This is a genomic window from Streptomyces sp. NPDC104367 (assembly GCF_055583825.1).
Genome location: NZ_JBVJND010000001.1, coordinates 111750 through 124510, shown reverse-complemented (window position 1 = coordinate 124510; position 12761 = coordinate 111750). Strand labels below are relative to the sequence as shown.

The 12761-nt window shown below is 72.2% G+C and carries 12 protein-coding genes; 3 read left to right on the top strand and 9 right to left on the bottom strand.

Annotation, left to right across the window (positions count from 1 at the left end; all coding sequences use genetic code 11):
- Nucleotides 1-8: 8 nt before the first annotated feature.
- From ACZ619_RS00565 to ACZ619_RS00550, 4 genes are all read right to left on the bottom strand, one after another.
- Nucleotides 9-866 carry a hypothetical protein gene (locus tag ACZ619_RS00565; RefSeq protein ID WP_469592499.1) on the bottom strand — a complete coding sequence of 286 codons (858 nt, stop codon included), beginning with the start codon at nucleotides 864-866 and terminating at the stop codon, nucleotides 9-11.
- Between the two features lie 25 nt (nucleotides 867-891).
- Entirely contained in the window at nucleotides 892-1428 is a 537-nt protein-coding gene (locus tag ACZ619_RS00560) for a GNAT family N-acetyltransferase (RefSeq protein WP_469592497.1), read from the bottom strand.
- Between the two features lie 24 nt (nucleotides 1429-1452).
- On the bottom strand, nucleotides 1453-2073 hold the full coding sequence (locus tag ACZ619_RS00555) for a PIG-L deacetylase family protein (protein WP_469592495.1): 621 nt from the start codon (nucleotides 2071-2073) through the stop codon (nucleotides 1453-1455).
- A 145-nt stretch (nucleotides 2074-2218) separates the two neighbouring features.
- Nucleotides 2219-3658, bottom strand: coding sequence for a lipase maturation factor family protein (locus tag ACZ619_RS00550; RefSeq protein ID WP_469592494.1), 1440 nt, complete (start codon nucleotides 3656-3658; stop codon nucleotides 2219-2221).
- Between the two features lie 165 nt (nucleotides 3659-3823).
- On the opposite strand from ACZ619_RS00550, the gene ACZ619_RS00545 reads away from it, so the two are divergent.
- Together ACZ619_RS00545 and ACZ619_RS00540 are read left to right on the top strand one after the other, a co-directional pair.
- Nucleotides 3824-5914, top strand: coding sequence for a SpoIIE family protein phosphatase (locus ACZ619_RS00545; RefSeq protein WP_469592492.1), 2091 nt, complete (start codon nucleotides 3824-3826; stop codon nucleotides 5912-5914).
- A gap of 37 nt (nucleotides 5915-5951) precedes the next feature.
- Complete coding sequence (locus ACZ619_RS00540) at nucleotides 5952-6815, top strand: Fpg/Nei family DNA glycosylase (RefSeq protein ID WP_469592490.1); 864 nt, start codon at nucleotides 5952-5954, stop codon at nucleotides 6813-6815.
- A 7-nt stretch (nucleotides 6816-6822) separates the two neighbouring features.
- Here ACZ619_RS00540 and ACZ619_RS00535 read toward each other — a convergent pair whose 3' ends face one another.
- The 3 genes from ACZ619_RS00535 to ACZ619_RS00525 form a co-directional block, all read right to left on the bottom strand.
- Complete coding sequence (locus tag ACZ619_RS00535) at nucleotides 6823-7479, bottom strand: zf-HC2 domain-containing protein (RefSeq protein ID WP_469592488.1); 657 nt, start codon at nucleotides 7477-7479, stop codon at nucleotides 6823-6825.
- Nucleotides 7480-7627: 148 nt separating this feature from the next.
- On the bottom strand, nucleotides 7628-8143 hold the full coding sequence (locus tag ACZ619_RS00530; protein WP_469592486.1) for a hypothetical protein: 516 nt from the start codon (nucleotides 8141-8143) through the stop codon (nucleotides 7628-7630).
- A 144-nt stretch (nucleotides 8144-8287) separates the two neighbouring features.
- Nucleotides 8288-8836 (bottom strand): sigma-70 family RNA polymerase sigma factor, encoded by a 549-nt coding sequence (locus ACZ619_RS00525; RefSeq protein WP_469592485.1) that lies wholly within the window; start codon nucleotides 8834-8836, stop codon nucleotides 8288-8290.
- A gap of 221 nt (nucleotides 8837-9057) precedes the next feature.
- Here ACZ619_RS00525 and ACZ619_RS00520 point away from each other — a divergent pair, with 221 nt between their 5' ends.
- Nucleotides 9058-10209 carry a CapA family protein gene (locus tag ACZ619_RS00520; RefSeq protein ID WP_469592483.1) on the top strand — a complete coding sequence of 384 codons (1152 nt, stop codon included), beginning with the start codon at nucleotides 9058-9060 and terminating at the stop codon, nucleotides 10207-10209.
- Nucleotides 10210-10225: 16 nt separating this feature from the next.
- Here ACZ619_RS00520 and ACZ619_RS00515 read toward each other — a convergent pair whose 3' ends face one another.
- The gene (locus ACZ619_RS00515) at nucleotides 10226-11668 is read right to left on the bottom strand and encodes an amino acid permease (RefSeq protein ID WP_469592481.1); all 1443 of its coding nucleotides are present in this window, start codon (nucleotides 11666-11668) and stop codon (nucleotides 10226-10228) included.
- 60 nt (nucleotides 11669-11728) lie between these two features.
- Nucleotides 11729-12679: a LysR family transcriptional regulator gene (locus tag ACZ619_RS00510; RefSeq protein ID WP_469592479.1), complete on the bottom strand. Its 951-nt coding sequence runs from the start codon at nucleotides 12677-12679 to the stop codon at nucleotides 11729-11731.
- Nucleotides 12680-12761 lie beyond the last annotated feature (82 nt).

Here is a 12761-nt window from a genome sequence, read left to right as displayed (position 1 = left end):
CCGCCCGGCTACAGAGTGAAGGGCTGTCCGTCCACGATGCCCGTCTGGAGCCGGGCGCCCCCACTGTGCGTGTCGACGTGGAGGAGGAAGGTGTAGGGGCGCCGACGGCACTTGCGGGCGATGCGCCGCCAGTTGGCCAGCAGGAACGCGACGCTGGCCTGGGTGGCGACGTCACTGCTGCCTGCGCAGATGGTCACCTGGGTGCCCGACACGCCCGTGGCGAAGGACTGGACGGTCGCGATCTCCGTGTCCGGCGAGACCCCGCGGCCGGCGAAGAACTGCCCGGCCAGCGGACCCGTCCGCACCCGCAGCCCCCACTCTCCCCGGCCGTCCTGCTGTTCGGGGACTGCCTGCGCCGCCGGGTGACCGAAGCCCATTGCCGTCAGATGGTTGTAGGCGGGCCCGCCGATCAGCACCAGGCTGCGTCCCGCCATCCGGCTGGGCAGATGCTCGAAGGGGTCGGGCGCCTGCGTGGCGACGGAAAGGCTGTCGCTCGGCGGGCAGAACTCGGTGCCCTCCACCGGCCCGGACCCGCCGATCCGCCCGGACGGCAGCACGGGCGTACGGGGACGCAGCAGACGCACCAGCGGATCGGTGAGGGAGTCCCGCAGCGCCACGGCGGCCTCGAACTCACGGCGCGAGACGACGTTGCCGATGTATCCCTCGCGTCGGTAGGTCCCCACCGTTCCGCCCTCCCGGACCACCATGTCCGGCAGCACGATCAGGAGCCGGCGGTCGCCCGACGCGCCGAGCAGCCGGGCAAGCCCGCGGGTCTGCCGGCGCAGCAGGACATAGCCGAAGACCAGCGCCAGCAGCGACCAGATCAGGTCCGCGACAAGGTTGCCGACGATGTCCGTCACCTCCATGAGCACCGCACGGGACGCGGCGGATTCACCAGATGTCTCCGCTCCGCCAGTCGGTGCCGAGATCCGCGTCGGGGTCGACCCCGCTGCCAGCCGGGAGCCGGAACATGACCGCCCCGCGGTCCGGTGCGGCAGGGAAGCGGCCCCCGTCCTGTTCCACGAAAGTCGGTCCACGCCATTTTCGCCAGCCCTGTCTCTCGTAGAATTCGTACTTGCTCGCGGCGAACACGCCGATGTCGTGGTGCAGTCGGATCTCAGCGGTGGCCATCGCGACGACGATGCTGCCCAGTCCGCGGTGGCGCAGCTCGGGGACCGTGGCCATGGACTCCCCGTACATTCCGTGCAGGACCCGGTCGCCCTGCCGGAACCGCCGGGGGACCAGGGCCCCGTGGGCGGCGAGCCGTCCGTCGTAGCGCACCAGGTAGTGGATGCCGCCCTGACAGTGCTCCCAGCTGGTGTCGCCGTAGCGGCCGGCACCGAACACCTCGGTCAGCATGGAGCGCAGTTCGTCGAGTTCCTCCCGGGCCAGGTCCCGGTTGTGCCGTACCTCCACGGTGAACGTCATGGCGGTCGCTCCGTTCTCGTGTGTTCAGGCGGCCGCACCGACCGGCAGGCCGAGACGCAGGGGGGTGAAGACCTCGGCGTAGTCGCAGCCGAAACGGGTGCCGTGCACCAGTGCCCGGGCGCGCACCGACTCCTCGCTCAGCTCGCGACGGGTGCGTACCTGCGAGACATGGGTGGCGAGCAGGTCGGCCTTCTGTGCCATGACCGTACTGATGTTCACCGACACGCCGGAGGACAGCAGGGGTGAGCGTGGCGACTCGAAGAGCAGCACGTGCGGCAGCCGCCGGGTGGCGATCAGCATGGCGCGGTGCGTGCGGACATGGTCCTGGTGCGTGTCCTCCGCCAGATGCGTGTAGACCAGGTCGGGTGACGTGTCGGCGACCTCCCGCTCCAGGAGTCCCGCGAGCTCGCCGACCGGTGCCAGCCTCCCGTCCGGGAGGCCGAGCATCACGACCTTCGCGCCCAGGAGCTGCGCCGCGCGGGTCTGTTCGGCGGCCCGCTGCACCGCGTCGCCGCCCAGCGCCCCGTCGCTGACGACGACCAGCTTGATCTCGGCCCCCTGCGCCGCGTGCCGCAGCAGGGCGCCCCCGCAGCCGAACTCGATGTCGTCCGGATGCGCACCGACCGCCAGCACCCGCTCCCACATGTGTGCCCCCGTCGAGCGCCGAGCAGCCGATCCCGGCCACCCACTATGAGCGGACGGCCGGATCCTGTCCCCTGTGGAGACCCCAATTACCGGCCGTCTACGGCGATTTCACGACACGGGACTGCATCATCCAACCCGGCTCGGCTCAACCGTCCCATCTCCGCCGGGGCGACTTTGCCGCCTCCGCCAGCCGGGTCGGTGGCAGGTACTCCCTGACGTAGGTGCGTTTCCAGCACGCGCCCGTCTCGCGCAGTTCCCGTCGGCTGGTGTAGCGGTAGCGGAAGAGGCGGGCGCGGACGAAGTGCGGGGGGCGGTCGGGCGGGAAGGGGGAGCGGCGGAGCAGGCGCAGCGTGTCTCGGTCGTTCCGGAGGAGGCGTTCCACCAGGCCGCCGAACCAGTCCCCGGCGTAGCCGGGGGAGAGCGCGGCGAACCACATCAGCCAGTCCAGGCGGAGGTGGTAGGGGGCGAACTGGCGCGGCCAGTGCCGCGGGTCGCCGGGCTTGCCCCGGAACTCGTACTCCCGCCAGTCGGAGTCCTCGCGCGCGGTGGTGTCCAGCGTGCCCTCGACGACCACCTCGTAGCGGACCCGGCTGACGCTGCCGAACGCGCCGTAGGTGTTGACCAGGTGGAGCGGGTCGAAGGAGCGGTTCATGACCTGGCCGCGGGAGACCATGTTCCGCACCGGCCGGTAGCTCAGGAAGAGGAGCAGCGCGGCCACCGCGAGGACGAGGACCTCGTACCAGAGCGGGGCCGGCGGCACGGCGGTGCGGTCCGCGGGCAGCCGCAGCGCCGACAGGGCCAGGACGACGGTGATCCAGTTCAGCCAGGAGAAGTTGCCGGACACCACCAGCCACAGCTGGGTGAGGATCATCAGGGCGGCGGCCGCGGACGCGATCGGCTGCGGGGTGAACAGCAGCACGGGGACGACCAGTTGGGTGAAGTGGTTGGCGGCCGCCTCCGCCCGGTGCACCGGCTTCGGCAGATGGTGGAAGAACCAGCTCAGCGGGCCCGGCATCGGCTGGGTCTCGTGGTGGTAGTAGAGGCAGGTCAGCTTCCGCCAGCAGGCGTCCCCGCGCATCTTGATCAGCCCCGCCCCGAACTCCACCCGGAACAGGATCCAGCGCAGCAGGAAGAGCACCACGACCGGCGGGCCGACCTCGTCGTTGCCGAGGAAGACGGCGAGGAAGCCCACCTCCAGAAGCAGGGACTCCCAGCCGAACGCGTACCAGGTCTGGCCGACGTTGACGACCGACAGGTACAGCGCCCAGGGGACCAGCCACAGCAACATGCCCGCCCACAGCGGCAGTCGTGAGTCCGCGCCCGCCAGCAGTGCCGCCGACACCGCGCACCCCGTCCAGGCGCAGGCGGCGAAGAAGCGGTCCGAGTAGTGCAGCTGGAACACGCTCGGCGCCCGCCGGAAGGGCACCCGGGCGACGTGGCGCGGGACCGGCAGCATGCCGTGCTCGCCCAGCAGGGCCCGGAACTGCAGCGCCGCCACCAGGAACGCGAAGAGGTACACGCCGGCCAGAGCCCGCTGGAAGACCAGCCGGCTCAGCCAGTACCCGGGTGCGGTGAACCAGTCCACGGCCGTGCGCTCCTGCCTGTCTCCAGTGTGCGGCGCACCGGGGTCCGGCGCCGACAGCTCCCGTCACCCTGTGTACCGCGCCCCCCGGCTCGCGTAACCCGGGAGGGTGAAGCGGACAAGGCGGGAGGAATTGCCCGGTCGGGGTTCCCCTGGCAAGGTGGCCCCATGGCTGATCGGGGAGCGAGCGCTCCGTCACTCCCGGACGACTGGCCCGCCCATCCGGAACACCCGATCCTGGCGCTCAACCGCATGGGCACCTTCGACTGGGACCTGGATGCCGGTCTGTTCCACATGGACGCCCAGGCGTACGAGGTGTTCGACCTGCTCCCGGAGGAGTACGACGGGCGTCCCGAGAGCCTCGCGGTCCGGGTCCCCCTGACGGAGGGCAGCCGGCTGGACGCCGTGGTCTCCCAGGCCATCAAGGACGGCAGCGAGAACTACGGCGCGTACTTCCGCATCCGCCGCCGCGACGGCACCTCGCGCTGGACCCACACCCAGGGCTACATCCGGCGCGACGAGACGGGCCGTCCGCGCCGGGTGGTCGGGATCGTCCGGGACGCCACCCAGGAGCTGGAGGACGGCGAGGCGCGCAGTGTGCGGGCCGCCCAGGACCAGGCGCTGCGGCGGCAGAGCAACGTCGTCCAGGTGATCACCGCCGCCCTCGCGCACGCCCGCAGCGTCGCGGACGTCATCGACGCCCTCAAGGACGCCCACGGCATCCCCAACCTGGGCGCGACCAGCCTGGTGATGGGGCTGGTGGAGGCCGGCCGCATCCGGCTGGTCGCGGAGGGGCCGGTGGGCAGCTTCGTGCCCGGCACCCGGATCACCCGGATAGAGGAGCCCTACCCGATGGGCGAGGTGGTGCGCACCCTCAGCCCGCGCTTCATCGAGTCGCCCGAGGACTTCGCCGAGAGCTACCCCGTCCTGTGGCCGCACATCACCGGCCTGCGCATCACCTCGGCCGCCTATCTGCCGCTGATCGCCCAGGCCCGCCCGATCGGCGCCATGGGCCTGCTCTACAACGACCGGCGGGGCTTCTCCGACGAGGAGCGCGCCGTCCTGGTCGCCCTCGGCAGCAGCATCGCCCAGAGCCTCCAGAGGGCCATGCTCTACGAGCAGGAGAAGGACCTCGCCCAGGGGCTCCAGCAGGCCATGCTGCCGCGCACCATCCCCAGCGTGCGCGGCGCCGACGTCGCCGTCCGCTACCGCTCCGCGGCCGTCGGCGGCGCCCTGGGCCGGGACATCGGCGGCGACTGGTACGACCTGATCCCGCTGCCCGGCGGCCGGGTCGGCGCGGTGATCGGCGACGTCCAGGGCCACGACACCCACGCGGCGGCCGTGATGGGCCAGCTGCGGATCGTCCTGAAGGCCTACGCCGCCGAGGGCCACCCCCCGGCCACCGTGATGGCCCGCGCCTCCGTCTTCCTGCACGAACTCGACACCGACCGGTTCGCCACCGCCCTGTACGCCGAGGCCGACCTGTCCACCGGGGTCGTCCAGGTGGTCCGCGCCGGGCACATCGACCCGCTGGTCCGCGCCGCCGACGGCAGCTGCCGCCGGGTCCCCGTCGAGGGCGGGCTGCCGCTCGGCCTGTCCGCCGAGTTCCAGAGCCTCGAGTACCCGGTGTCCACCCTGGAGCTCGACCCCGGACAGACGCTGCTGCTGTGCACCGACGGGCTGGTCGAGCAGCCCGGCACCGACCTCGGGGACGGGATACGGGCCCTGACCCGGCAGGTCGCCGCCGGACCGGAGGACGTGCGCGGCCTCGCCGACCGGCTGATCGAGCTGGCCGAGGAGCGCGGCGGGGACGACGACGTGGCGCTGCTCCTGCTGCGCCGCCGCGGCCCGGACGCCGCGCGGGCCGTCGGCCGCCTCCAGCAGCACGTGGCCTCCGGCGACCCCGAGGCGCTCGCCCTGGCCCGGCACATGATCCGCGCCGCCGGCCGGGCCTGGGGCGCCCGCGACCGCGCCGACGAGATCGAACTGGTCGCCGACGAGCTGATCACCAACGCGCTGACGCACACCGAGGGCTCGGCGATCGTCACGCTCAGGGTCCTGGGCGGCGCCGACCGCCGGCTCCGCGTCGAGGTCGAGGACTCCTCCAGCGCCCTGCCGCGCCGCCGGGACGCCGGCGAGAACGGGGTCTCCGGGCGCGGCCTGCTGCTCGTCGACCGGATCGCCGACGTATGGGGCGTGGAGGCGCGCGGCGGCGGCAAGGCGGTCTGGTGCGAGTTCCGGGCGCCCGGCAGAGGCTGACCCCGCGGGCACGGACCCCGGGTGGCACTCTGGACCCATGCCCGAGCTGCCCGAGGTCGAAGCGCTCAAGGAGTTCCTGACCGGGAACCTGGTCGGCCACGAGGTCGTGCGCGTGCTGCCGGTCGCCGTCAGCGTCCTGAAGACGTACGACCCGCCCGTGCGGGCCTTCGAGGGCAGCGAGGTCGTCGCGGTGCACCGGCACGGCAAGTTCCTCGACCTGGAGGCCGCCGGCGGGCTGCGGTTCGTCACCCATCTGGCCCGCGCGGGCTGGCTCCGGTGGACGGACCGGCTGCCGGACGGTCTCCCGCGGCCGGGCAAGGGTCCTCTCGCGCTCCGGGCGGCCCTGGAGACCGGCGCGGGCTTCGACCTCACCGAGGCCGGCACCCAGAAGAGACTGGCCGTGTACATCGTCCGCGATCCGCTGGAGGTGCCCGGCATCGCCCGGCTCGGCCCCGACCCGCTCGCCGGGGACTTCGACGAGGCCCGGCTCGCCGCCCTGCTGCGGGACGAGCGGCGCCGGCTGAAGGGCGCGCTGCGCGACCAGAGCCTGATCGCCGGGGTGGGCAACGCCTACAGCGACGAGATCCTGCACGCGGCGAGGATGTCCCCGTTCAAGGTGGCCGCCGCGCTGACCCCCGAGGAGGTGCACGGGCTGTACGAGGCGCTGCGCACCACCCTCACCGACGCGGTGGAGCGCTCCCACGGCCTGGCGGCGGGCCGGCTCAAGGCGGAGAAGAAGAGCGGGCTGCGCGTCCACGGCCGCACCGGCGAGCCCTGCCCGGTCTGCGGCGACACCGTCCGCGAGGTCTCCTTCAGCGACTCCTCGCTGCAGTACTGCCCCACCTGCCAGACCGGCGGCAGGCTACTGGCGGACCGCCGGATGTCCCGGCTGCTCAAGTGACCGGCGCTCACTTGGGGTCCAGGGTCACCAGGCGCCGTCCGTCCGCGCCGCGCACCTCGTAGTGGTCGATCTCGTCGGGGTGCATCGAGGAGCCGCCCGACATGGTGCTCACCCGGTCGTCCTGGTCCCGCTCGGCCCAGGTGGTGACGATCTGCTCGGAGCCGTCGGTGCCGATGGCGATCAGCCGGCAGGAGCGCGGCCCGTCCGCGTCCTTCACCTTCAGCTCGATCTCGGTGCCCGAGTCCGTGTCCGCCTCCTTCACCTGCGCCCACACCCCCGACTGGGCGTCGGTGGCCGCGGTGACGTGCACGGCCGGCACGGCCTCCTGGCCGACGTAGGTCATGATGCCGGGCCCCGCGATCGCGAACACCACGGAGGCGGCGAGGCCGTAGAGCAGCTTGCGGCGCTTGGCGCGGTGCCGGCTCGCCACTTCGGCCAGCAGCCTGTCCAGCAGCCGGGGACCGGGCTGGGCCATGGGGTGCACGAAGCGCGGCGTGGCCCGGCGGTACAGCATCAACTGCCGTGCCGCGGGTCCGAATTCAGTCACGTGTGCCGCGCAGCGAGGGCACTCCATGAGGTGGTCCTCGAAGCGGAACGCCTCCGCCTCGTCCAGCACGCCGAGCGCGTACGCGCCGACGTCGCGATGCCGTTCCAGGGACCTCATGCCGAATCCTCGTGCCGAAGGGTGGGGGTGGGGTTACTCGTTGCTCCTTGCTTCCACCCGTACGCAGTCGGCAGAGGATTCACTCAAGGCACGTACAGAATCGTAACCAAAGGATTCGGAGCGGCCGGGCTCCCGGATTGGTCCTGAATCAAAAAAGATGGATGGCGAGATGTCCGAGGGGCAGACCCAGCCGCCAGGCGGGTGTCCACACCTTCGGACCGTCGTCCTCGCCGAACACCGAACCGCCCCCCGGCACCGCGTCCAGATCGGGCGCGAGCAGCTCGGTCTCCTCCAGCCAGCGCCAGGCCGCCGCGGCCAGATCGAGGTCCGGTGACGGCAGGCCCGACTCGGCCGCCTCGGTGCTCAGTCCTTCCATACGTTCCGCGACCCAGTCCTGCCACGGCTGGTCGTACGCCGTGAGCGAAAGCCACGTCTCCAACTGGGACACGACCCGGATGCCCGACAGTTCGCCGTCCGTGTCGGAGAGGTAGATGGTCAGCGCCAGCGCGTCGCGCCCGGCCCGGAACTCGAAGGACGTCGGTGGCATGAGATCGCCGGTGCGCAGCAGCTCGTCGGCGATGTACTCGGCGTACAACCAGGCCATCGGCACGGCCAGTTCCCCACTGCCGGCCCCGCCCGTGCTCTCTTGACCTCTGTGCAGCATCCCGTCCTGCCTTCCTCCGGTGGGCGCGTGGCCCCGACCCCGGGTCCGTCCCTCTCCCGGCGCGGAACACGGATGAAGACAGCTGATTGCTCAAACACGGTCCTCAGCAAGGCGCTTTACCGAGGTTTGACCTTTTCCGCGGTTTCAACGCAGGTCGGGTGCGTAACCCGGTAGCACTCGGCGCAGGGCACGTAGCGCGTAGTACGCACGGGACTTCACCGTACCGGGTGGGATGCCCAGGGTCTCGGCGGCCTCCGCCACACTCGCCCCCCGGAAATACACCAGCACCAGGACTTCGCGGTGCTCGGGAGTGAGAGTCTTCACAGCCTCCCGGACGTCGAGCGCCGCGGCGGCGCGTTCGGCGTGGTCGCCGATCACCCGGGTGTTCTCCAGGACCGCGTCGTGCACCTCGGGCGGGCGCGCCTGCCGGGCCCGGCGCGCGTCGATGGCGAGCCGCCGGCCGACCGTCAGCAGCCAGGGGCGCACGGAGTCGAAGTCGTCGGCGCGCAGCGCCTCCGGGTGCTGCCAGGCGCGTACGAAGGTCTCCTGGACGAGGTCCTCGGCCCGCTGCCGGTCCCCGTCGCTCAGCCGCAGCAGCAGCGCGAAGAGGGGTCGGCCGTGCTCGCGCTGGAGGGCTGCGAGCTCGTGCTCGGCGGTCGTCGTCCCATGGGGAAGGGTGGTTCCGGCCGTCATGGCCGTATGGCATCGCAGGGCCCGGTCGGGGGACAGGGGGCGCACAGGGATCTGCGACGGACGGTCGATCGCGTCGGCGAACGGTGCGACGAACGGTCCGTCATCCCCCCAACCCGACCCGGATGGGTCAATCGGGGCGCCCGAGTTGTTTGCGGTCCGCCCCACCTTCGTACCCATTGATCTGTAAATAGGACAAGGCTTGCGACTCTGGGGTGCTCCTGATGATCAATCGCAGACGCCAGGCGGCCCTGGCCCTGACCGCTCTCCTCGCCACCGCGGCCGCCTGCACCAACCACCAACGGCAGGAGCACGACGCTCCGCCCGGCGGTCCGGCGGCCGCCTCGGCCGCTCCCGGCGGCTTCACCCTCGTCGCCTCCGGCGACGTCGTGCCGCAGAGGTCCGCCGTCGAGCACGCCGGCTTCGACGCGGGCGGCAACGGCCACGACTTCCGCCCGATGCTCGCGGGCGTCCAGCCGGTGGTCTCCCGGGCCGATCTGGCGCTCTGTCACCTGGCGACCGTGACCGGCGCGGACGGCGACCGCTTTGGCCTCACCTCCCCGCCGCAGCTCGCCGCGGGCCTCGCCGCCACCGGCTACGACGGCTGCTCCACCGCCTCCGACCGCGCCCTCGACGACGGCGCCGCCGGCATCCAGCGCACCCTCGCCGCCCTGGACCAGGCGGGCCTGCGCCACTCCGGCACCGCCCGCACCGAGGCCGAGGCGGGCACCCTGACCCTGATGGCCGCGGGCGGCGCCCGGGTCGCCCACCTCTCCTACACCTTCGACACCAACGGCAACCAGCTGCCGCCCGGACAGCCCTGGGCCGTCGGCCTCCTCGACGAGAACCGCATCGTCGCCGACGCCCGCGCCGCCCGCCGGGCCGGCGCCGACGTGGTCGTCGTCTCCGTGCACTGGGGCACCGACGGGCAGGACGCGCCCGACCAGCAGCAGCTCACCCTCGCCGAGCGGCTGACCGGCGCACGGACCGGCGACCGCCCCGACATCGACCTCGTCCTCGGCACCCACGCCCACATCCCGCAGGCGTACGAGAAGGTCAACGGCACCTGGGTGGTCTACGGCCTCGGCGACCAGATCGCCGGGGAGATGTACGACCGCCAGGGCCACCAGGACCCGCGCGGCAACGAGTCCACCCTGGCCCGCTTCACCTTCACCCCGCCGCGGCGGCCCGGCGCCCGCTGGGAGGTGGCCAGGGCCGAGTTCATCCCGCAGCTCTACGACCTCGACGCCGGCCGGGTCGTCGACCTCAACACGGCCATCGGCCAGGGCGCCGACTTCACCGCCGCGCGCGACGCCATCCGGGACGTCGTGTTCAGCCGGGGCGCCGCCAAGGACGGTCTGGTGATGGGGGAGTAGCCCGCGGCGCCCCCGCTCACCGGCCCTCGGCGCCCTCCTGCCCGCCGTCCGACCCGCTCTGACGTACCGCCAGCCGCGACCTCTTGTACGAGTAGCCGAAGTAGATCACGAACCAGAGCGCGAACCGCACCCAGGTCTGCCACTTCAGGAACGTGATCAGCCAGAGTGAGAAGAGCACCCCCAGCGCGGGCACGAACGGCATCCACGGTGTCCGGAACGTGCGCGGCAGGTCCGGCCGCCGGTAGCGCAGCACGATCACCGCGGCGCACACCACCACGAACGCCAGCAGGATGCCGATGTTGGTCAGCTCCGCCGCCTCGCCGATCGGCACGAACCCGGCGAGCAGCGCCGACGCCGCCCCGACGATCCAGGTCACCCGGGTCGGCACGTGCCGCGTCGGGTGGGTCTTCGCGAACCAGGCGGGCAGCAGTCCGTCGCGGGACATGGAGAACCAGACACGGGTGACGCCCAGCATGAACGTGAACATGACGGTCAGGATGCCGATGATCGCGCCGATCGCGATCACGTCCGCCAGCCCGCTCAGCCCCACCGACTTGAAGGCCGTGGAGAAGCCGCTCTCCGGGTCGATGTCCTTGTAGTTCTGCATACCGGTCAGCACCAGGCAGGCCGCCACGTACAGCACCATCGAGATCGCCAGCGAGTAGATGATCGCCTTCGGCATGTGCCGCTGGGCGTCCTTCGACTCCTCGGCCGCCGTCGACATCGCGTCGTACCCGAAGACCGCGAAGAAGACGGTCGCCGCCCCGGTGAAGGCGCCGCTGATGCCGAACGGGAAGAACGGGTGGTAGTTGTCCGTGTTGATGTGGAACACGCCGACACCGATCACCAGCAGCACCACCAGCACCTTCAGCACGACCACGAACGTCTCGAAGCGCGCGGCGCTGCGGATGCCGAGGTTGAGCAGATACGCGATGAGCAGGCAGAGCAGCGCGGCGAACAGGTCCACCCGGTGGCCGTCCCCGGTGCCCGGGGCGCCGAGCATCCAGTGCGGCAGGTTCGCGCCCATCTCCTCGACCAGGAAGCTGAAGTACCCGGAGATGCCGATCGCGACCACCGCCACGATCGCCGTGTACTCCAGGAGCAGGTCCCAGCCGATGAACCAGCCCGCGAACTCGCCGAGCACCGCGTAGCCGTACGTGTACGCCGACCCCGCCTTCGGGATCAGCCCGGCGAACTCGGCGTAGGACAGCGCGGCGCAGGCGCTCGCCAGGCCGGCGATGAGGAACGAGACCAGGACGGCGGGCCCGGCCGTCTCGTGGGCCACCGTGCCGGCGAGGGTGAAGATGCCCGCGCCGATGATGCCGCCCACGCCGATCGCGGTCAGCTGGACCAGCCCCAGCGACCGGTCGAGCCGGGGTCCCTCGGTGACCTCCGTCTCCTCGATGTGTTCGATGGGTTTGCGACGGAGAATTCCTTCACCCATACGGAGCTTGGCCATGTGCCTCACCTCTTCGCCGATCGCGAACGGCTGACGGCGGATCATGATGGCCCAGGCGCGCTACGGACGGAAGACGCCACGCACGGTCTCGGCCCAGCCGGGCGTCCAGGTGCGGATGGCGGCGGGCGCGGGCCGCGAGGCGGTGAGATGCGCGCGCAGCGCGGCCAGCGCCGGGTGCGGGTTGGCGGCCGCCCACAGCAGGGAGTGCGGGTAGACCGGCACGGGGTCCACCAGCGGGACACGGCGCAGACCGTGCCCGGGCGGCCAGACCAGCCGGGTCCGCTCACCGACCAGCGTCGCCAGGGTGTCGGAGCCGGCCAGCGCGTCCTGCACCGCGCCGGTGAAGTTGGGCCCCGAGGAGTCGATGGTGAGCCCGAACTCGGCGGCGAGCGAGGCGTAGTAGGCGGCCCACTCGGTGCCGTCCACGATCCCCGGCATCCAGATCCGGTGCCCGGCCAGCCGCCCCGGGGTGACCGAGGCGAGCCCGGCCAGGGCGTGCCCGGGCCCGGTGAGCAGCTGGACCGGCTCGTCGTACACCCGGACGGCCTCGATGCCCCGGGGCAGCGGCCGGCCGGGCATCGCGACGGCGCGGAAGGACGCGTCGACGGTGCCCGAGCGCAGAGCGGTGAGCGCGGAGTCCACGTCGAAGAGGGTGACCACGTCCAGCGGGAGGTCCGGGTGCGCCTCGTGGAAGCCGCGCAGCAGCCCGGCGGGCGCGAGCCGGGGGCCGATCACGTCGACCCGCAGGGCGCGCCGCCCCGGCCGTACGGAGGCGGCGGCCCGCTCCGCGGCGAGCAGCAGCTCACGGGCGGGCGGCAGGAAGGCCCGGCCGTCGGCGGTCAGGTCGGCGCCCCGGGGTGTCCGGACGAACAGCCGTACGCCCAGTTCCCGCTCCAGCGCCGCGATCCGCTTGGAGACCGCCTGCTGGGTGACCGCCAGCGCCGCCGCGGCGTCCTGGAACTGTCCCGAGTCGGCCACCGCGACGAAGGTGCGCACTGCCTTGAGGTCCACCTCGTCACCGTACAACCGCTGGTTGTGGGAAGCGGCCGGGAGGTTGTTTGATCCGTCGGCCACCTGCGCGTTTTCATGTCCC